Raw genomic sequence first — 17,215 nt, forward strand, 5'->3', positions numbered from 1 at the left:
AGGGGAGACCGCTGATGCCGCAGGGACAACCGAGCGTGGTGCCCGCCGACGGGTTGACGACCCGGCAGCGGCGGCACCGGCCACTACTGATCGTCCACACCGGACAGATGAAGGGCAAGTCGACAGCGGCCTTCGGGCTGGCGTTGCGGGCCTGGACGGCCGGCCTGCCGATCGGCGTGTTCCAGTTCGTCAAGAGCGCCAAGTGGCGGGTGGGCGAGGAGAACGCCTTCCGGGCGCTCGGCGAGGTGCACGAGCGCACCGGCCAGGGCGCGCCGGTGGCCTGGCACAAGATGGGCGAGGGCTGGTCGTGGATTCAGCGCGGCGGCGAGGCCGACCACGCCGCCGACGCGCTGGAGGGTTGGCGGCAGATCCAACGTGACCTGGCCGCCGAGCGCTACGGGCTGTACGTGCTTGACGAGTTCACCTACCCGATGAAGTGGGGCTGGGTGGACGTCGACGAGGTGGTCGCCACCCTGGCCGACCGGCCCGGCTTCCAACACGTGGTCATCACCGGCCGGGACGCCGACCCCCGCCTGGTCGCCGCCGCCGACCTGGTGGCCGAGCTGACAAAGGTCAAGCACCCGATGGACGCCGGCCAGAAGGGCCAGAAGGGCATCGAGTGGTGAGCACATCCTGGGCGCTGCCCCGGCTGGTGGTCGCCGCGCCGGCCAGCGGCCACGGCAAGACGACAGTCGCCACCGGGCTGCTCGCCGCGCTGCGCCGTCGCGGCCTGACGGTCAGCCCGCACAAGGTGGGCCCCGACTACATCGACCCCGGCTACCACGCCCTCGCGGCCGGGCGACCCGGGCGCAACCTCGACCCGTTCCTGGTCGGGGCCGAACGGATCGCCCCGCTGCTGCGACACGGCGCGAGCGTCCCGACACCCGCCGACATCGCCGTCGTGGAGGGCGTCATGGGTCTGCACGACGGCGCGGTCGGCCGCCGCGACTACGCCTCCACGGCGCACGTCGCCCGGCTGATCGAGGCACCCGTGCTGCTGGTGCTGGACACCACCGCGCAGGGCCGCTCGGCCGCCGCGCTGACGCTGGGCATGGCCGCCTTCGACCCGGCGGTACGGATCGGTGGAGTGATCCTCAACCGGGTCGGCTCGCCCCGGCACGAGACGCTGCTGCGCGACGCCCTCGCCGAGGTGGGCGTACCGGTGCTCGGGGCGGTCACCCGCGCCGCCGAGGTGGCCGCGCCGGCCCGGCACCTCGGGCTGGTCCCGGTCGCCGAGCGGGCCCCCGAGTCCCTGGCGATCGTCAGCGCGCTCGCCGAGCTGGTCGAGGCCACAGTGGACCTCGACGCGGTGCTCGACCTGGCCCGCACCGCCGCACCGCTGACCACCCCCGCCTGGGACCCGGTCACCGCCGTCGGCGGGCCGGCCGACGCCGAACGGCCACTCGTCGCGCTCGCCGGTGGCCCGGCCTTCACCTTCTCGTACGCGGAGACCGCCGAACTGCTCACCGCGGCCGGCGCGGACGTCGTCACCGTCGACCCGCTGCGCGACCCGACGCTGCCCGCCGGCACCCGCGCGGTGGTCATCGGCGGCGGGTTCCCCGAGGCGTACGCCCAGGCGCTGGCCGGCAACGCCACGCTCCGCGCCGAGCTGGCCGACTTCGACGGGCCGATCGTGGCCGAGTGCGCCGGGCTGCTCTACCTCGGGCGGTCCCTGGACGGTGTGCCGATGTGCGGTCGGCTGGACCTGACCGCCCGGATGACCGGCCGGCTCACCCTCGGCTACCGCGAGGCCGTGGCCGTCACCGACTCCCCGGTGGCCCGCGCCGGCGAGCCGGTACGTGGCCACGAGTTCCACCGCACCACCACCGACCCGCAGCACGGTGACCGGTCGGCGTGGCGCTGGGACGACGCGGAGCACGGCTTCGTGAGCGGTCGGGTGCACGCCTCCTACCTGCACACCCACTGGGCCGGTCACCCCGCTGCGGCCCGCCGCCTCGTCCAGGCGTGCCGATGAGCGCCGACGCCACGCTGACCGGGGTGGGAGTCGGCCCGGGTGACCCGGAACTGCTCACCGTCAAGGCGGTGCGGGTGCTGCGCGAGGCCGACGTGGTCTTCGTACCCGTGCTGGCGGACCGGGTCGAGCCCACGGTGACCGCCGCCGCGACGCCGGCGGGTGCGGACGCCGGGCGGGCCGAGGCGACCATCCGGGAGTACGTGGCGGCGGACCGGCTGCGCCGGCTGCCGTTCGCCCTCGACGACCGGGGTGGGGTGACCGCCCGGCGGGCGGCGGCCTGGGACGACGCGGCCCGGGTGGTGGTCGAGGCGATCGACGCGGGCGCGCGGTCACTGGCGTTCGCGACAATCGGTGACCCCAACGTCTACTCCACCTTCGGCTACCTGGCGCAGAGCGTCCGGGCCCTGCGCCCGGCGGTGCGGGTGGCGACAGTGCCCGGCGTCACCGCCATGCAGGAGCTGGCGGCCCGCAGCGGCACCCCGCTCTGCGAGGGACGCGAACCGCTGACCCTGCTGCCGGCCACCGCCGGTCTGGCGCTGTTCGCCGACGCCCTCGCCGGGCCGGGCACCGTGGTCGCCTACAAGGGCTGGCGGCGGCATCCGGAGCTGCTCGCCGAGCTGCGCCGGCAGGGCCGGGTCGCCGACGCGGTGCTCGGGCGCAGCCTGGGGCTGCCCGGCGAACACGTCGGCCCGGTCGACGACACCACCCACGACCTGCCGTACCTGTCGACGCTGCTGGTCCCGGCCCGCCGAGACCGCCGAGGAGGAAAACTGTGACAAGCGACGGCACTGTGTGGTTCGTCGGCGCCGGCCCCGGGGCGGCCGACCTGCTGACCCTGCGGGCCGCCCGGGTGATCGCCGAGGCGGACATCGTGATCTGGGCGGCCAGCCTGGTGCACGTCGACGTGCTCGACCACGCCCGGCCCGGCGCGGAGATCGTCGACTCGTCGCAGCTGCCCATCGAGGGTGTGCTGCCGCTCTACCAGCGGGCCGCCGAGCAGGGGCTGACAGTGGCCCGGATCCACTCCGGCGACCCGGCGCTGTGGGGCGCGATGCAGGAGCAACTGGACGTGTGCCGGGCGCTCGACCTGGCCGTCGAGATCGTGCCCGGGGTCTCCTCGTTCACCGCCGTCGCGGCGATCGTCGGGCGGGAGCTGACAGTGCCCGAGGTGGCCCAGTCGGTGATCCTCACCCGCCTCGAAGGTGGCAAGACCCCGATGCCGCCCGGCGAGCGGGTCCGTGACTTCGCCCGGCACGGCACCACAATGGCGCTGTTCCTCTCCGCCGCCCGGTCCGGGCAGGTGCAGGCCGAGCTGCTGGCCGGCGGCTACCCGGCGGACACCCCGGCCGTGGTGGCGTACCAGGCGACCTGGCCGGACGAGCTGGTGGTGCGGTGCACGGTGGGCACCCTGGAGGCGACGGTCAAACAGCACAGGCTGTGGAAGCACACCCTCTTCCTGGTCGGGCCGGCACTGGCCGCCGAGGGCACCCGCTCGCACCTGTACCACCCCGGGCACTTCCACACCTTCCGTCGCGCCGAGCCGGCCGCCCGTGCGGAGCTGCGCCGCCAGGCCGGCGGTCGCGGCGGGGGAACAGGCACACAGTGACGTACGTCGAGCCGCCGCTGCGTGAGCCGGACCTGCCGCGGACGGCGAAGGTGCGGCCCGCCGCGCTGCGCACCGGCTGGACCACCGGCGCCTGCGCGACGGCGGCGGCCAAGGCGGCGGTCACCGCGCTGGTCAGCGGGGAGGTTCAGCCGGACGTGGAGATCGGTCTGCCCGCCGGGCGGCGGGTGCGTTTCCCGGTGGAGCGTTGCGAGCTGACCGGCACGCCGCCGGTCCGGGCCGAGGCGGTGGTGGTCAAGGACGCCGGGGACGACCCGGACGTCACCCACGGGGCCGAGCTGACCGCCACCGTGGACTGGACCGACGTCCCCGGTCTGCGGCTCACCGGCGGTGCCGGCGTCGGCACTGTCACCAAACCCGGCCTCGGACTCGCCGTCGGTGGTCCGGCGATCAACGACACCCCCCGCCGGATGATCGGCGAGGCGGTGGCCGAGGTCGTCGACCTCAGCGAGGTCGGCGTCCGGGTGGTGATCAGCGTGCCCCGGGGCGAGATCATGGCCCGCAAGACCACCAACCGGCGGCTCGGCATCCTCGGCGGCATCTCGATCCTCGGCACCACCGGGATCGTCCGTCCCTTCTCCACCGCCTCCTGGCGGGCCAGCGTCGTGCAGGCCGTGCACGTGATGGCCGCCCAGGGCGAGCGGACCGTGGTGCTGTGCACCGGCGGGCGTACCGAGCGGGCCGCCCGCGCGCTCCTGCCCGACCTGCCCGAGGTGTGCTTCGTCGAGGTCGGCGACTTCACCGGCGCCGCCGTCACCGCCGCCGTGGGCGACGCGATGACCGGGGTGGTCTTCGTCGGCATGGCCGGCAAGCTGGCCAAACTCGCGGCGGGCATCCTGATGACCCACTACACGCGCTCGACTGTCGACCTGTCCCTGCTCGGCGCGGTGACCGCCGAGGCCGGTGGTGACCCGACGCTGGTCGCCGCCGTGACCGAGGCGAACACCGGGCGGCACGCGTACGAGCTGTGGGAGGCCGCCGGGCTGCTCGGCCCGGCCGGCGACCTGCTCTGCCAGCGGGTCCGCCAGGTGCTGCGGCGCTTCGCCGGGCCGACGGTCACCGTGGACGTGGCGATGGTCGACTTCGCCGGCTCGCGCGTCGTCGCCTCGTCCGGCCGGTGGCCCCGATGACGCGGATGACGCCGACGGCCGGCGTGACAGTGGTCGGCCTGGACGCCGCCGGCGCACCGCCGCACCCGGCCCTCGCGCCGGTGCTGGCCGCCGCCGGGCTGGTCGTCGGGGCCGCCCGGCACCTGGCCGTGGTGCCCGTACCGGCCGGCGCGGACACCGTCGCCCTCGGCCCGCTCGCCCCCGCCCTGCACCGGCTGACCGAGGCCGTCGCCGGCGGGGTGCCGGCCGTGGTGCTGGCCAGCGGGGACCCCGGTCTGTTCGGCATCGTCCGGCGGCTGCGCGCGGCCGGGCTGCCACTGCGGGTGGTGCCGGCGGTGTCCAGTGTGGCCGCCGCGTTCGCCCGCGCCGGCCTGCCCTGGGACGGCGCCGCCGTGGTCACCGCGCACGGCCGTGATCCCCGACCGGCGGTGAACGCCTGCCGGGCGCTGCCGCTGGTCGCGGTGCTCACCGCGCCCGGCGCCGGTGCCGCCGAGCTGGGCGGGGGCCTGATCGGCTGGTCCCGCCACCTGCTTGTCGCCGAGCACCTGGGCACCGACGCCGAACGGATCCGCGCGGTGACTCCCGAGCAGGCCGCCACCGAGACCTGGGCCGACCCGCACGTCGTGCTCAGCCTCGCCGCACCCGACGCCGCGCCCGACCTCGTCGACCCCGCACCCGACCTCGTGGGCTCCGCCCGCGATCGGATCGTGGCGGGTGGGATGCGCGCCGACAACCAGCCGGCCGCCGCCCCGGCCGGGGGCTGGGCGTTGCCGGAGAGCCGGTACGCACACCGCGACTCCATGATCACCAAGTCGGAGGTGCGGGCCCTCGTCGTCGCCCGGCTGCGCCCCCGACTGGGCCGGCTGGTGTGGGACGTCGGTGCGGGCAGCGGCTCGGTCGGCGTCGAGTGTGCCCTGCTCGGCGCGGCCGTGCTCGCCGTCGAACAGGACCCCCGGGCCGGCGCGACCATCCGCGCCAACGCGACAGCGCACGCGGTGGACGTTCGGCTCGTCACCGGTCGAGCACCGCAGGCGCTGGCCGACCTGCCCGAGCCGGACGCGGTCTTCGTCGGCGGCGGCGGGTTCGACGTCCTCGCCGCCGTGGTGGCCCGCCAGCCCGAGCGGGTGGTGCTCACCCTTGCCGCGCTGGACCGGGTCGCACCGGCCGTGGGTCTCCTGCGCGCCGCCGGCTACACGGTCGAGGGCAGTCAGCTCTCCGCCGCCCGCCTCGCCGACCTGCCCGGCGGGTCGATCCGCCTCGCGGCCACCAACCCGGTGGTCGTCCTCACCGGGGAGCGCCAGTGAACCACCAGAACCCGCCCGCTCGCGTCGGGCTGGTGGCGGCCACCGCCGCCGGCCGCCGACACGCCCACACCGTCGTCGCCGCCTGGCCGCACGCGCGGCTGGTCGAGGGGGAGAGTGTCACCGACGCGCTGCGGACCGCCTGGGCGCAGTGCGACGCGTTGGTCGCGTTCCTGGCCACCGGGGCCGTGGTGCGCATCCTCGCGCCGCTGCTCGCGGACAAGCGCAGCGACCCGGCCGTGGTGGTCGTCGACGAGGCGGCCCGGCACGCCGTGGCGCTGCTCGGCGGGCATGCCGGCGGCGGCAACGATCTCGCCGAGCGGGTCGGCGCACTGCTGGACGCCCGACCGGTGATCACCACCGCCACCGACACGGTCGGCCTGCCGGGGCTGGACACCCTCGGCTGGCCCGTGCGGGGCGCGGTCGCCGCGGTGTCCCGGGCCATCCTGGACGGCGAGCCGGTCCAGTTGATCGCCGACGCCCACTGGCCGCTGCCCGCCCTGCCCCCGAACGTCCACCCACAGCCCATCGCCCCGCAGATCGGGGCCGACACCCGGACCGCCGACACCGGTCACGCGGTGGGCGTTGGTTACCGACTGCTTGTCACCGACCGGGTGGTGCCGCTGGACGGGCGGACCGCCGTGCTGCGACCACCGTCGCTTGTCGCCGGGGTCGGCGCGAGTCGGGGCGTACCGGCCGCCGAGGTGGCGGAGCTGCTGCACCGGGTGCTGGCCGAGGCCGGCCTCGACCCGGCGAGCCTGCGCTGCCTGGCCAGCGCCGACGTGAAAGCCGACGAGGCGGGCATCCTGAGCACCGCCGACACCCTCGGCGTACCCCTGGTGACCTGGCCGGCGACGCGGCTGGCGGCGGTCGACGTGCCGCACCCCAGCGAGGTGGTCCGCGCGGCGGTCGGCACACCGAGCGTGGCGGAGGCCGCGGCGCTGCTCGGCCCCGCGGGCCGTCCGGACGAGGCCACCCTGCTCGTGGGAAAGACCGCGACGGCGATGGCTACCGTGGCGGTGGCCCGGCACGCGCCACGCGGCCGGCTCGCCGTCGTCGGGCTCGGACCCGGCGCCGCCGACCTGCGCACCCCCCGCGCGGTGGCCGAGCTGCGTCGCGCGGCAGTGGTGGTCGGCCTGGACCAGTACCTCGACCAGGTCCGAGACGTGCTCCGGCCGGGCACCCGGGTGCTGTCCAGCGGGCTCGGCGCGGAGGAGGCACGGGCCCGCGCCGCCGTCGCCGAGGCCGCCGCCGGCCGGGCGGTCGCGCTTGTCGGCTCCGGCGACGCCGGGGTGTACGCGATGGCCAGCCCCGCCCTGGAGTACGCCGACGAGCGCATCGACGTGGTGGGTGTGCCCGGGGTGACCGCCGCGCTCGCCGCCGGCGCGCTGCTCGGCGCCCCGCTCGGCCACGACCACGCCTACGTGAGCCTGTCCGACCTGCACACCCCGTGGGAGGTCATCGAGCGGCGGGTGACCGCCGCCGCCGAGGGTGACTTCGTGACGGTGTTCTACAACCCGCGCAGCCGGGCCCGGGACTGGCAGCTCGGCAAGGCGCTCGGCATCCTCGCCGCGCACCGGCCGCCGGACACCCCGGTCGGTGTGGTGCGCAACGCCAGCCGCCCCGGGGAACGGGTGCACCTGGCCACAGTGGCCACCCTCGACCCGGCCGTTGTCGACATGTACAGCGTGGTGGTGGTCGGCAGCAGCGACACCAGGCTGGTCGCCGGCCGGATGGTCACACCCCGGGGGTACCGGTGGCGATCGTGACGATCGGCGCCTGCCAGGGCTGCGGCGCCTGCCTGCTCACCTGCCCCACGCACGCGATCCGGCCGGTCGCCGGCGGCCTGACGGTCCGCGCCGACCGCTGCACCGGCTGCCTGGAGTGCCTGGAGATCTGCCCCGTCGACGCCATCCGCGTCGTTTCCGACTCTGGTGAAGGAGCCCGATGAGCCGGGTGGTGCATCCGATCGAGGTCGAGTCCTACCGCATCCTGCGCGAGCGGGTCGACCTGTCGCACCTGCCGCCGCTGAGCCGCGCGGTGACCGAGCGGGTGGTCCACGCCAGCGCCGACCTCGCGTACGTCGACGAACTGGTCTGCGACGAGGCCGCCCTGGAGTCCGGGCTGACCGCGTTGCGTGCCGGTGCGCCGGTGGTCACCGACGTGGCGATGGTCGCCGCCGGCATCACCCGCGCCGGCCTGGAGCTGGTCTGCCCGGTCGCCGAGCCGGCCGCCGCCGAGCTGGGTCGCACGGCCGGGATCACCCGTTCGGCGGCGGCGGTGCGGATCGCGCTGGAGCGGGTCGGTCCGGGCGCGGTCTGGGTGGTCGGCTGCGCGCCGACCGCGCTTGTCGAACTTCTCACAGTGGACGCCGCGCCGGCCCTGGTCGTCGGTCTGCCGGTCGGCTTCGTGGGGGCCGCCGAGTCGAAGGCGGCGCTGCGGGCCAGCGGCCTGCCCGCCGTGTCCAACGTGGGGGAGAAGGGCGGTTCGGCGGTCGCCGCCGCCGCCCTCAACGCCCTGCTCTACATCGAGGAGAAGTCATGACCGGGTTGGTCATCGTCGGGCACGGTACGCGCAGCGCGGCCGGGGTCGACCAGTTCGCCGCCCTCGTCGAGCGGGTTCGCCGTCGCGGGAACGTCGGGGACGTCGAGGGTGGCTTCATCGAGCTGTCCCGCCCGCCACTGACCGACGCGGTCGGCGCGCTCGTCGCGCGCGGGCACCGGGCCCTCGTCGCGCTGCCGTTGGTGCTCACCGCCGCCGGGCACGGCAAGGGTGACATTCCCGCCGCGATGGCGCGGGAACAGCAGCGGCACCCCGGGCTGACCTACCGCTACGGTCGTCCGCTCGGCCCGCACCCACTGCTGCACGAAGCCCTCGAACAGCGCATCGACGCGGCGCTGGCCGGCGCCGATCGGGCCGGCACGTGGGTCGCGTTGATCGGGCGGGGCTCCACCGACCCGGACGCCAACGCGGAGGTCGCGAAGGTGGCCCGGCTGCTGTGGGAGGGGCGCGGCTACGCCGGAGTCGAGCCGGGCTTCGTCTCCCTCGCCCAGCCGTCGGTGCCGGCGGTGCTGGAACGACTGCGCCGGCTGGGCGCGCGGCGGATCGTCGTGGCGCCGTACTTCCTGTTCGCCGGGGTGCTGCCGGACCGGATCGTCGCCCAGTCGGCGGAGTTCGCCGCCGCCCACCCCGACCTCGACGTGCGGGTGGCCGAGGTGATCGGCGACTGCGACGCCCTCGCCGACCTGGTGCGGGAACGCCACGCCGAGGCGCTGGGCGGCGACATCCGGATGAACTGCGACACCTGCGCCTACCGGGTGTCGATGCCCGGCTTCGCCGACAAGGTGGGCCGCCCGCAACGCCCGCACGACCACCCCGACGACCCGGTCGGCCACCACCATCACCACCACCACGGGCACGGCCACGACCACGGCTCGGTCGCGGTGATCGGCGGCGGACCCGGACCCGACGACCTGATCACGGTACGCGGAAAGGCCCTGCTGGACGCCGCGGACGTCGTGGTGGTCGACCGGTTGGCTCCGCAGGGGTTGCTCGCCGGGCTGCGCCCCGACGTGCTGGTCGTCGACGCCGCCAAGGTGCCCCGTGGCCCGTCGATGGCCCAGGAGGCGATCAACGCGGCAGTGGTGTCGCACGCCCGCGCCGGTCGCCGGGTGGTCCGGCTCAAGGGCGGCGACCCGTACGTCTTCGGACGTGGCCACGAGGAGGTGCAGGCCTGCGCGGCGGCCGGTGTGCCGGTGACAGTGGTCCCCGGGGTGAGCAGCGCCTTCGCCGCACCGGCCCTCGCCGGCGTGCCGGTGACCCACCGGGGCGTGGCACACGACGTCACAGTCGTGTCCGGACACCTACCGCCCGGGCATCCCGACTCGCTCGTCGACTGGGTGGCGCTGGCCCGCGCCCGGGGCACCGTCGTGCTGCTGATGGCCGTCGACACCATCGCCAAGATCGCGGCCGTGCTGATCGAGCACGGCCGGGCCCCGGAGACTCCGGTGCTCGCCGTGCAGGACGCCGGGCTGCCCGACCAGCGGTCCGTGCCCGCGCGACTGGACGAGATCGGTGCCCTCGCCGCCCGGGAGGGCGTCGGCCCACCCGCCGTCTTCGTCCTCGGCCCGGTGGTCGCTCTCACCACCACCGGGCCGACGGCCTGACGACTACTCGCTGCGGGCGGTCTCCGGCCCGGTGACGCGTTCCAGCAGCGGCATCGTGGAGGCGATGACGCCGAGGCAGGCGGCCAACCCGACGACGACGATCACGTAGAAACGCGGCTCCGGAGCGACGAGCGTGTAGTCCATCTGTGCCCGCAGGAACAGGTGTGCGGCGAGCAGGCCCATGCCGATGGCGATGGCGGCGACGGCGAGCATCGGCACGGCGCTCTCCAACGCCACCACCCGGCGCAGGACCCGCACCGGCGCGCCGCTGAGGCGCAGCAGGCTGAACGGTCGTCTGCGCTCGGTGAGACCGCCGATCACGCTGACCGCGAGGCTGCACCCGCCGAGCGCCAGGCTGGCGATGATGATGACGTTTGCCAGTTGTTCCCAGCCGTGCAGCGTGTCGGCGAAGTCCGACTCGAAGTCGCCGGGCACGTTCGGCCCCACCCAGAAGGTCGGGTAGGCGACCTCCAGCACCGTGCGGGTGCGCTCGATGGCGGTGGCGGAGCCGTCAGTGCCGACGACGATCGACACCACAGGCAGCCGCTGGAGTTCGTCGAGCGTCAGCGATGCGGCGGGCCAGACCGTCGCGGGCGATGCTGACTCCCGCCAGCGGCTGAGGCCCATCGGCACCTCGATGACACTCGCGCCGTCGGCGCACCGGCCGTACGCGTTCGGGAGGTCGGCGCACGCGATCACCCCGGCCTCGCCGGAGTCGGTCACCACCGGGTTCTCGCGAATGGCGGTCGCGGACCGCACGCCGCCTGTCGCGCGCAGCTCGGCGAAGAGCGTGTCCGGCACCGACGGCGTCTTCTCGTCGAAGACGGTGGTGACCGTGCCCGCGTCGGTCGAGCCGACCGGGGCCGGGCCACGTTCGTCAACGATCGTGGTTATCACCCCGACGGCGACGCTCGTGACGAAGAGCGCGAGCATGATCCCGCTGATCGCCCGGAAGCCGGCCTTCGGGTTGTCGGCGAGGCGTCGCGCGGCGATGAGCGTGGCCGGGCGGTTGGCGTACCGGGCCATCAGCCGGGCGCCGACCATCGTCAACCAGGGGCCGGCGAGGACCAGGCCGGCCATGATGAGCAGCAGGCCGGGCAGGAACACCGCCGCCTGGCCGTCGGAGGTCTCGGGCCGAAAGCCGATGGCGAACACCAGCACGGCGACGCCGAGCACCATCGGGATCAGCCGGTACGCGCGCGGGGCGCGGGGGGTGACGCGCCGGGTGACGCCCAGCGGCGAGATCCGGACCCGGCGTAGCGAGATCTGGGCCGCCAGCGCCGCGCCGGCCGGCACGCCGAGCGCCACCAGCAGGACGTTCAGCAGGCCCAGGGACAGGTCGCCGGGAAAGAACGGCATGCCGGTGAACGGGATGCCCGCGAGCGGCTCGCGGAAGGCGTAGAACAGGCCGAAGCCGACGGCGGTGCCGGCGACGGCGGCGGCGGCCGCCTCCACCGCGGCTACCGTCGAGATCTGCCGGGGTGTCGCGCCGACCAGGCGCATCGCGGCGAAGCGCTGCTCCCGGCGGGCGGCGCTGAGCCGGGTGGCGGTGCCGATGAAGATCAGCACCGGGAAGAGCAGCCCGCCGGCGATCACGCCCAGGATGAGGTTCACAGTGGTCTCGGGAAGGGCGGGCTTGTCATCGAGGTTGTCGACCTGACGGGAGTTGGGCAGCGTGCCGACGCTGTCCGGCGTGCCGCCCACGATGGCGAGCAGTGTGTCCGGTGAGGTCAACCCGGACGGTCCGACGGTGCCCAGGTCACGCCCCGGGTATCGGTCGGCCAGGTGGTCGGCCGGCTGTGCCGCGAACAGGTCCCGCAGCGCCGGCGAGACGTAGAACTCGCCGGGGCCCGGAGTGGTCGGGATGCCGGCCGGGGTGGGCGCGGTCGATCCGGTGGCGGCGACGTCGATCCGGATGATCTGCTCGCCGTGGAAGTAGTCGTCCCGGGTCGACCACCACAGCGGGTCGGCGGCACCGGCGGTGGAGGCCTGGGGATAGATTGACGCGTACCGGGTGAGCTGGGCGTTGACCGCGTTGACCCCGGCGAGGGTGGTCAGCAGCAGCCCACTGCCGATCGCGACGGCGGCGGCGATGACGACCAGGCGGGTGAGCGCCTCACGACCGCCGGCCAGGGCGAGGCGGAGCCCGAAGCGGATCATGAGGCGACCCGGTCCGGCGCGTTGACGCGCCCGTCGCGGACCATGACCTCGCGGTCGGCGTACGCCGCGATCCTGGCCTCGTGGGTCACCAGGATGACAGTGGTGCCCTGCTCGCGGGCGGCGCCGACCAGCAGGTCCATCACCTGCTCGCCGGTGAGCGAGTCGAGCGCGCCGGTCGGTTCGTCGGCGAAGAGCACCTGCGGCTCGGCGACCAGGCCCCGGGCGAGGGCGACCCGTTGCGCCTGCCCGCCGGACAGCTCACCCGAGCGCCGCTGCTCCAGGCCGTCCAGGCCGAGGCGCGCGAACCAGGCTCTCGCCTTCGGCAGCGCCTGGGTCCGGCGTACGCCGCTGAGCAGCAACGGCAGGGCGACGTTCTCCACCGCGGTGAGCTCGGGAACGAGTTGACCGAACTGGAACACGAAGCCGAACCGGTCCCGGCGCAGGCTGCTGCGCCCGGCCTCGGCCATGGTGTCGACCCGGACGCCGTCGAGGAGGATCTCGCCGGAGTCGGGCACGAGGATGCCGGCCAGGCAGTGCAACAGGGTGGACTTGCCGGAGCCGCTGGGGCCCATGACGGCGAGGACCTCGCCGGCCTCCACGGCGACGCTGGCGCCGCGCAGGGCGGGTGTCTGGCTGAAGGAGAACGTCACGTCGCGTGCCTCGATCATGACGCTCATGGCCGCACCGCTTTCCGTAGGGCGTCCAGTCGGGCGCCGGTCATCTCGATCCACCGGAGGTCCGCCTCCAGGTGGTAGAGGCCGTGGTCGGCCAGCAGCGCGTCGACCAGGCTGCCCGCGCGCTTGATCTCGGTCAGCTCGCGCATCCGGTGCAGGTGCGCGCTGCGCTGGGTGTCGAGGTATTCGTCGGCCGGACGGTCCAGCATCAGCGCGAGCACGACCTTGGCGAAGAGCACCGTCTGCAGGTGCGGTTCCGGGTCGACCGGCTGGGTCAGCCACTGCTCGACCTCGGTCGCGCCGACGTCGGTGATGATGTAGCGCTTGCGGTCCGGGCCGGAGCCGGGGGCGACGTCGCTGATCACCACCTTGCCGTCGCGGGCCAGCCGGCTGAGGGTGGAGTAGACCTGGCCGAACGGCAGTGGCTTGCCCCGGCCGAAGAAGGCGTCGTAGTCGCGCTTCAGGTCGTAGCCGTGGCTGGGCTCCCGTTCGAGGAGGCCGAGAAGGGTCAGTGGCACGCTCATGGAAGGAGACTACACCGAGGGTATACCTCGCGTATATACCCCCCGTATCTGTGGACTTTCAGCCCACCAGAGCGCGGGCCAGGGCGTAGCCGGCGGTGGCCGCGGCGAGTCCGACGACGACGCTGCCCAGCACATTTGCCAGTGCCAGAAAGCGGTGACCGCCCCGGGCCAACCGCAGGGTCTCGTAGCTGAACGTGGAGTAGGTGGTCAGCGCGCCACAGAACCCGGTGCCGAGCAACGCGGTGACCTCCGGACCGGCCGGCCACCCGACGAGTACGCCGAGCAGCAACGACCCGATCGCGTTGACGGTCAGCGTGCCCCACGGGAATGCCGAGGCGTGCCGGGACTGCACGGCCCGGTCGGTGAGGTAGCGCAGCGGAGCGCCGACGGCCGCGCCCAGGGCGATCAGCAGCACGGTCATCGGGCCGACCCCCGTCTCAGCAGTGCAGCCGTGACGGCGTCACCCAGCCCGACCGCGACGAGCGCACCGAGCACCGTCGCGGCCAGGTACGCCAGCGCGGTGCCCGGCGCGCCCGCGACAATCGCCTGCTGGACGTCCACCGCGTAGGCGGAGAACGTGGTGAACCCGCCGAGCACCCCGACCCCGAGGAACGGGCGAGCCAGGGGGTGCCCGCCACCGAGGTGCCCGAGGGTCGCCATCAGCATGCCGATCAGCAGGCAGCCGGAGGTGTTGATGGCGAACGTGGCCCACGGGAAACCGGTCGGCGGGTGCGGGATGGCGTGTTGCAGGCCCGCCCGGGTCAGCGCCCCGAGCACCCCGCCGGCCGCGATCGTGCCGAGAACCGTCACGGGACGAACGGTCAGCTCGCGGCGGTCGGCGGGGACGCGCAGGTCGACGTCGGGATCGGTGCGCGGGTTGGGGGGTTCGGGTGGCTCGGACACGGGTCGTCAGCGTACTGCCGCGACGGCGGCGTCCGTGCCGCCCCGCCACACCGTGCCGACCTCGCTGAACCCGGCTGCGGTGAGGGCGGCGAGGTGCCAGGAGACCGGCGGGTTCCACTCGGGGCTGTGCCCGGTGGGGTAGATCGTCTGTCGCTCGGCGACAAGTGGCGCGAGCGCCGGGTCGGCGCCGGCCCGCTCCCACCAGTCCGACCAGGACAGCATCGAGCCGGCGGCGTACCGGGCGTTGCGCCGGTCCCGGGCCCGGTCCAGCAACCGCTTGGTCAGCTCCGGCACTGTGTCGTCCGGCATGTGGTCGGCGTTGACGAAGACCCCGCCCGGTCGCAGCACGTCGCGCAGTTCGGCGTAGAGCTGGCCGAGCCGGTCGGCCGGCAGCCAGTGCAGGGCGGTGGCGGTGAGCACGGCGTCGTATTCGCGGTGGGGGAGCGGGGCGCGCCACTCGGGGGTGCCGAGATCGGCCCGGACGAGGGTGGCCCGGCCGGCCAGCGAGGCGTCGGCAATGGCGAGTAGTGCCGGGTCGAGGTCCACCACTGTCGTTTCGGCGTCGGGGAAGCGCGCGAGCGTCCGCAGCGAGATGGTGCCGGTGCCACCGGCCAGGTCGAGCACGCGTGGCGGCTGACCGTCGAGGACCGCGTCGACGGTGTCGAGCATGGCGGTGAACCGGTGTTCCCGGTCCGGTAGGTAGGCCTCCTGCTGACGGTCCCAGCTCTCCTGCCAGGCCCAGGGCTCCGTGATGTAAGGACTCATGGCGATCAGGCTAGTTACGATACGAGCGCGTTGTCCAGAGCTTGTTGCACATCTTTTGCAATTGCGAGAAGATGGCAGGGCGATGATCAGAGCGATGCCGGGTCGGGCCTCCACTCGGCCCGGCGTCCTCACTTCCGGCGGGGTCAGACGGTCGTGTCCACCGGGATTGCCTCGGCCTCCACCGGTTCGCGGCGGCGGGCCAGCCGCAGCGCTCCGCCCAGGACGCCCAGGCCGGCCAGGGTGAGCGCCGCGCCGGCCCAGATCGGCGAGGTGTAGCCGAGCCCCGCGGCGATGGTCACCCCGCCGATCCAGGCGCCCAACGCGTTGCCGAGGTTGAACGCCGCGATGTTCGCCCCGGACGCCAGGGTCGGCGCCTGGTTGGCGTAGTGCATGATCCGCATCTGCAACGGCGGTACGGTGGCGAACCCGAACCCGCCCATCAGCACCAGTGAGACGACGGTCAGCACCGGGCTCGACGCGGTCAGCGCGAACCCGACGAGCACCACGGTGAGCACCGCCAGGACGGTGACCAGGGTGCGCGACAGCGACCTGTCCGCGGCCCGGCCGCCGAGCAGGTTGCCGGCGAAGAGCCCCACTCCGAAGAGGACGAGCAGCCACGGCACGGTGCTGGTGGCGAAGCCGCTGACCTCGGTGAGCGTGTACGCGATGTAGGTGAACGCGCCGAACATGCCACCGAAGCCCAGGACCGTGATGACCAGCGACAGCCAGACCTGTGCGTGGGTGAAGGCCCGCAGCTCGCCGCGTAGCCCACCGGCCGGCCGGTCGGCGTTCGCGGTGTCGCCGGCCGGGACGAGCAGGGCCAGCCCGATCAGCGCGACCACCCCGATGGCGGTGATCGCCCAGAACGTCGACCGCCAGCCGAAGTGCTGCCCGAGGAAGGTGCCGAAGGGCACGCCGAGCACGTTCGCGATGGTCAGGCCGGCGAACATCATGGCGATGGCGCCCGCCCGGCGGGCCGGTGCCACCAGGCCGGCGGCGACCACGGCGCCGATGCCGAAGAACGCGCCGTGGCAGAGCGCGGCGACGATCCGGCCGGCCATCAGCACGGCGTAGTCGCCGGCGACCGCGGAGAGCAGGTTGCCGATGATGAAGAGCACCATCAGGCCCAGGAGCACCGGCTTGCGCGGCAGTCGGGTGACCGCCGCGGTGAGGGCCACCCCGCCGACGGCCACGCTGAGCGCGTAGCCGGAGATCAGCCAGCCGGCGACCGGCTCGGTGACCGCGAAGTCGGCCGCCACCTCGGGCAGCAGCCCCATGATCACGAACTCGGTGAGCCCGATGCCGAAGGCGCCGATCGCCAGCGCGATCAGGCCGGGCGGCAGTGACTTCTGGCGTACGGACATGGCGTTCCCATCGGGGAGGGGGCAGATATGCGGCGCATGCAACTACACGCGCCGGCAACGAAATACTTGCACACGCTTTATATGGGCGCAAGCGTGGTAGCCTGGGGCCGTCGAGATCACACCCGAGGAGGGCCGGCATGGGCATCGCCGACGACGCGGTCGAGATCCGCGCGCAGGGCTGGCGTACCCTCGCCGCCCTGCACGGGCTGATCGAGACGTCGCTGGAACGGGCGTTGCAGGCCGACCACGACCTGTCCGTTGTCGAATACACGGTGCTCGACGCGCTCTCCCGCCAGGACGGCTGGCACATGCGGATGAGCCAGCTCGCCCGCGCCGCCGCGCTCTCCGGCAGCGCCACCACCCGCCTGGTCACCCGCCTGGAGCAGCGCGGCCTGCTCACCCGCATCCTCTGCGCCGACGACCGGCGCGGCATCTACACCGAGCTGACCCCGGCCGGCTCCGAGTTGCTCGCCCAGACCCGCCCCACCCACGACCGGGTGCTCACCGCGGCGCTCGCCGAGGCCGAGGCCACCCCCGAGCTGGCCCCGCTGGTCGACGCCCTGCACCGGCTGCCGGCCGCCCGCTGACCGCGCCACCAGGCCGGGCGACGGCCGGCGTACGGTACCCGCAGCCCGCACCGGGACCGGCCG

At 74.4% G+C, this 17,215-nt stretch carries 17 protein-coding genes and 1 pseudogene; 11 read left to right on the top strand and 7 right to left on the bottom strand.

Features of this window, described 5'->3' with window-relative positions; translation table 11 throughout:
* Positions 1-14 precede the first annotated feature (14 nt).
* The 10 genes and pseudogenes from cobO (at position 15) to cobA (ending at position 10,175) form a co-directional block, all read left to right on the top strand.
* Positions 15-626 carry a cob(I)yrinic acid a,c-diamide adenosyltransferase gene (gene cobO / locus ABZU25_RS29260; RefSeq protein ID WP_355032584.1) on the top strand — a complete coding sequence of 204 codons (612 nt, stop codon included), beginning with the start codon at positions 15-17 and terminating at the stop codon, positions 624-626.
* The gene (locus ABZU25_RS29265; protein WP_355032585.1) at positions 620-1,975 is read left to right on the top strand and encodes a cobyrinate a,c-diamide synthase; all 1,356 of its coding nucleotides are present in this window, start codon (positions 620-622) and stop codon (positions 1,973-1,975) included. The genes cobO and ABZU25_RS29265 overlap by 7 nt, the downstream gene beginning before the upstream one ends.
* Complete coding sequence (cobI, locus tag ABZU25_RS29270; RefSeq protein WP_355032586.1) at positions 1,972-2,751, top strand: precorrin-2 C(20)-methyltransferase; 780 nt, start codon at positions 1,972-1,974, stop codon at positions 2,749-2,751. The genes ABZU25_RS29265 and cobI overlap by 4 nt, the downstream gene beginning before the upstream one ends.
* Positions 2,748-3,581, top strand: a complete 834-nt coding sequence (gene cobM, locus ABZU25_RS29275; protein ID WP_355032587.1) for a precorrin-4 C(11)-methyltransferase — start codon at positions 2,748-2,750, stop codon at positions 3,579-3,581. Before cobI ends, cobM begins: the two co-directional genes overlap by 4 nt.
* Positions 3,578-4,729: a cobalt-precorrin-5B (C(1))-methyltransferase gene (locus ABZU25_RS29280; RefSeq protein WP_355032588.1), complete on the top strand. Its 1,152-nt coding sequence runs from the start codon at positions 3,578-3,580 to the stop codon at positions 4,727-4,729. The genes cobM and ABZU25_RS29280 overlap by 4 nt, the downstream gene beginning before the upstream one ends.
* Positions 4,726-6,012, top strand: coding sequence for a precorrin-6y C5,15-methyltransferase (decarboxylating) subunit CbiE (gene cbiE / locus ABZU25_RS29285; protein WP_355032589.1), 1,287 nt, complete (start codon positions 4,726-4,728; stop codon positions 6,010-6,012). The genes ABZU25_RS29280 and cbiE overlap by 4 nt, the downstream gene beginning before the upstream one ends.
* Positions 6,009-7,778, top strand: coding sequence for a precorrin-3B C(17)-methyltransferase (gene cobJ, locus ABZU25_RS29290; RefSeq protein ID WP_355032590.1), 1,770 nt, complete (start codon positions 6,009-6,011; stop codon positions 7,776-7,778). Before cbiE ends, cobJ begins: the two co-directional genes overlap by 4 nt.
* Positions 7,766-7,927 (top strand): annotated as a pseudogene (locus ABZU25_RS29295) (4Fe-4S binding protein); the annotation flags it as partial. The gene cobJ and the pseudogene ABZU25_RS29295, both read left to right, overlap by 13 nt.
* 29 nt (positions 7,928-7,956) lie before the next feature.
* On the top strand, positions 7,957-8,553 hold the full coding sequence (locus tag ABZU25_RS29300) for a precorrin-8X methylmutase (protein WP_355032591.1): 597 nt from the start codon (positions 7,957-7,959) through the stop codon (positions 8,551-8,553).
* On the top strand, positions 8,550-10,175 hold the full coding sequence (gene cobA, locus ABZU25_RS29305; protein WP_355032592.1) for a uroporphyrinogen-III C-methyltransferase: 1,626 nt from the start codon (positions 8,550-8,552) through the stop codon (positions 10,173-10,175). The genes ABZU25_RS29300 and cobA overlap by 4 nt, the downstream gene beginning before the upstream one ends.
* Positions 10,176-10,178: 3 nt before the next feature.
* Here the strand turns inward: cobA and ABZU25_RS29310 are convergent, their stop codons facing one another.
* The 7 genes from ABZU25_RS29310 to ABZU25_RS29340 form a co-directional block, all read right to left on the bottom strand.
* Positions 10,179-12,335, bottom strand: coding sequence for an FtsX-like permease family protein (locus tag ABZU25_RS29310; protein ID WP_355032593.1), 2,157 nt, complete (start codon positions 12,333-12,335; stop codon positions 10,179-10,181).
* Positions 12,332-13,012: an ABC transporter ATP-binding protein gene (locus ABZU25_RS29315; protein WP_355032594.1), complete on the bottom strand. Its 681-nt coding sequence runs from the start codon at positions 13,010-13,012 to the stop codon at positions 12,332-12,334. Before ABZU25_RS29315 ends, ABZU25_RS29310 begins: the two co-directional genes overlap by 4 nt.
* A complete protein-coding gene (locus ABZU25_RS29320; protein WP_355032595.1) occupies positions 13,009-13,533 on the bottom strand; it encodes a PadR family transcriptional regulator in 525 nt (174 codons plus the stop codon). Before ABZU25_RS29320 ends, ABZU25_RS29315 begins: the two co-directional genes overlap by 4 nt.
* A gap of 58 nt (positions 13,534-13,591) precedes the next feature.
* Positions 13,592-13,954 (bottom strand): fluoride efflux transporter CrcB, encoded by a 363-nt coding sequence (gene crcB, locus ABZU25_RS29325; RefSeq protein WP_355032596.1) that lies wholly within the window; start codon positions 13,952-13,954, stop codon positions 13,592-13,594.
* Positions 13,951-14,436, bottom strand: coding sequence for a CrcB family protein (locus ABZU25_RS29330; RefSeq protein WP_355032597.1), 486 nt, complete (start codon positions 14,434-14,436; stop codon positions 13,951-13,953). The genes crcB and ABZU25_RS29330 overlap by 4 nt, the downstream gene beginning before the upstream one ends.
* 6 nt (positions 14,437-14,442) lie before the next feature.
* Entirely contained in the window at positions 14,443-15,201 is a 759-nt protein-coding gene (locus tag ABZU25_RS29335) for a class I SAM-dependent methyltransferase (protein WP_355032598.1), read from the bottom strand.
* A gap of 143 nt (positions 15,202-15,344) precedes the next feature.
* On the bottom strand, positions 15,345-16,565 hold the full coding sequence (locus ABZU25_RS29340) for an MFS transporter (RefSeq protein ID WP_355032599.1): 1,221 nt from the start codon (positions 16,563-16,565) through the stop codon (positions 15,345-15,347).
* Between the two features lie 137 nt (positions 16,566-16,702).
* On the opposite strand from ABZU25_RS29340, the gene ABZU25_RS29345 reads away from it, so the two are divergent.
* Positions 16,703-17,152, top strand: coding sequence for a MarR family transcriptional regulator (locus ABZU25_RS29345; protein ID WP_355032600.1), 450 nt, complete (start codon positions 16,703-16,705; stop codon positions 17,150-17,152).
* The last annotated feature ends 63 nt before the right edge of the window (positions 17,153-17,215 follow it).

This window comes from Micromonospora sp. NPDC005215, from assembly GCF_040607915.1.
Classification (GTDB): Bacteria; Actinomycetota; Actinomycetes; order Mycobacteriales; family Micromonosporaceae; genus Micromonospora.

What these genes read in the sequence shown, in the direction of transcription:
- ABZU25_RS29315 (WP_355032594.1), bottom strand. Translation starts at nt 13,012, where the DNA reads ATGAGCGTCATGATCGAGGCACGCGACGTGACGTTCTCCTTCAGCCAG.
- cobI (WP_355032586.1), top strand. Translation starts at nt 1,972, where the DNA reads ATGAGCGCCGACGCCACGCTGACCGGGGTGGGAGTCGGCCCGGGTGAC.
- ABZU25_RS29310 (WP_355032593.1), bottom strand. Translation starts at nt 12,335, where the DNA reads ATGATCCGCTTCGGGCTCCGCCTCGCCCTGGCCGGCGGTCGTGAGGCG.
- ABZU25_RS29320 (WP_355032595.1), bottom strand. Translation starts at nt 13,533, where the DNA reads ATGAGCGTGCCACTGACCCTTCTCGGCCTCCTCGAACGGGAGCCCAGC.
- ABZU25_RS29300 (WP_355032591.1), top strand. Translation starts at nt 7,957, where the DNA reads ATGAGCCGGGTGGTGCATCCGATCGAGGTCGAGTCCTACCGCATCCTG.
- cobO (WP_355032584.1), top strand. Translation starts at nt 15, where the DNA reads ATGCCGCAGGGACAACCGAGCGTGGTGCCCGCCGACGGGTTGACGACC.
- ABZU25_RS29335 (WP_355032598.1), bottom strand. Translation starts at nt 15,201, where the DNA reads ATGAGTCCTTACATCACGGAGCCCTGGGCCTGGCAGGAGAGCTGGGAC.
- ABZU25_RS29340 (WP_355032599.1), bottom strand. Translation starts at nt 16,565, where the DNA reads ATGTCCGTACGCCAGAAGTCACTGCCGCCCGGCCTGATCGCGCTGGCG.
- cbiE (WP_355032589.1), top strand. Translation starts at nt 4,726, where the DNA reads ATGACGCGGATGACGCCGACGGCCGGCGTGACAGTGGTCGGCCTGGAC.
- ABZU25_RS29345 (WP_355032600.1), top strand. Translation starts at nt 16,703, where the DNA reads ATGGGCATCGCCGACGACGCGGTCGAGATCCGCGCGCAGGGCTGGCGT.
- cobA (WP_355032592.1), top strand. Translation starts at nt 8,550, where the DNA reads ATGACCGGGTTGGTCATCGTCGGGCACGGTACGCGCAGCGCGGCCGGG.
- crcB (WP_355032596.1), bottom strand. Translation starts at nt 13,954, where the DNA reads ATGACCGTGCTGCTGATCGCCCTGGGCGCGGCCGTCGGCGCTCCGCTG.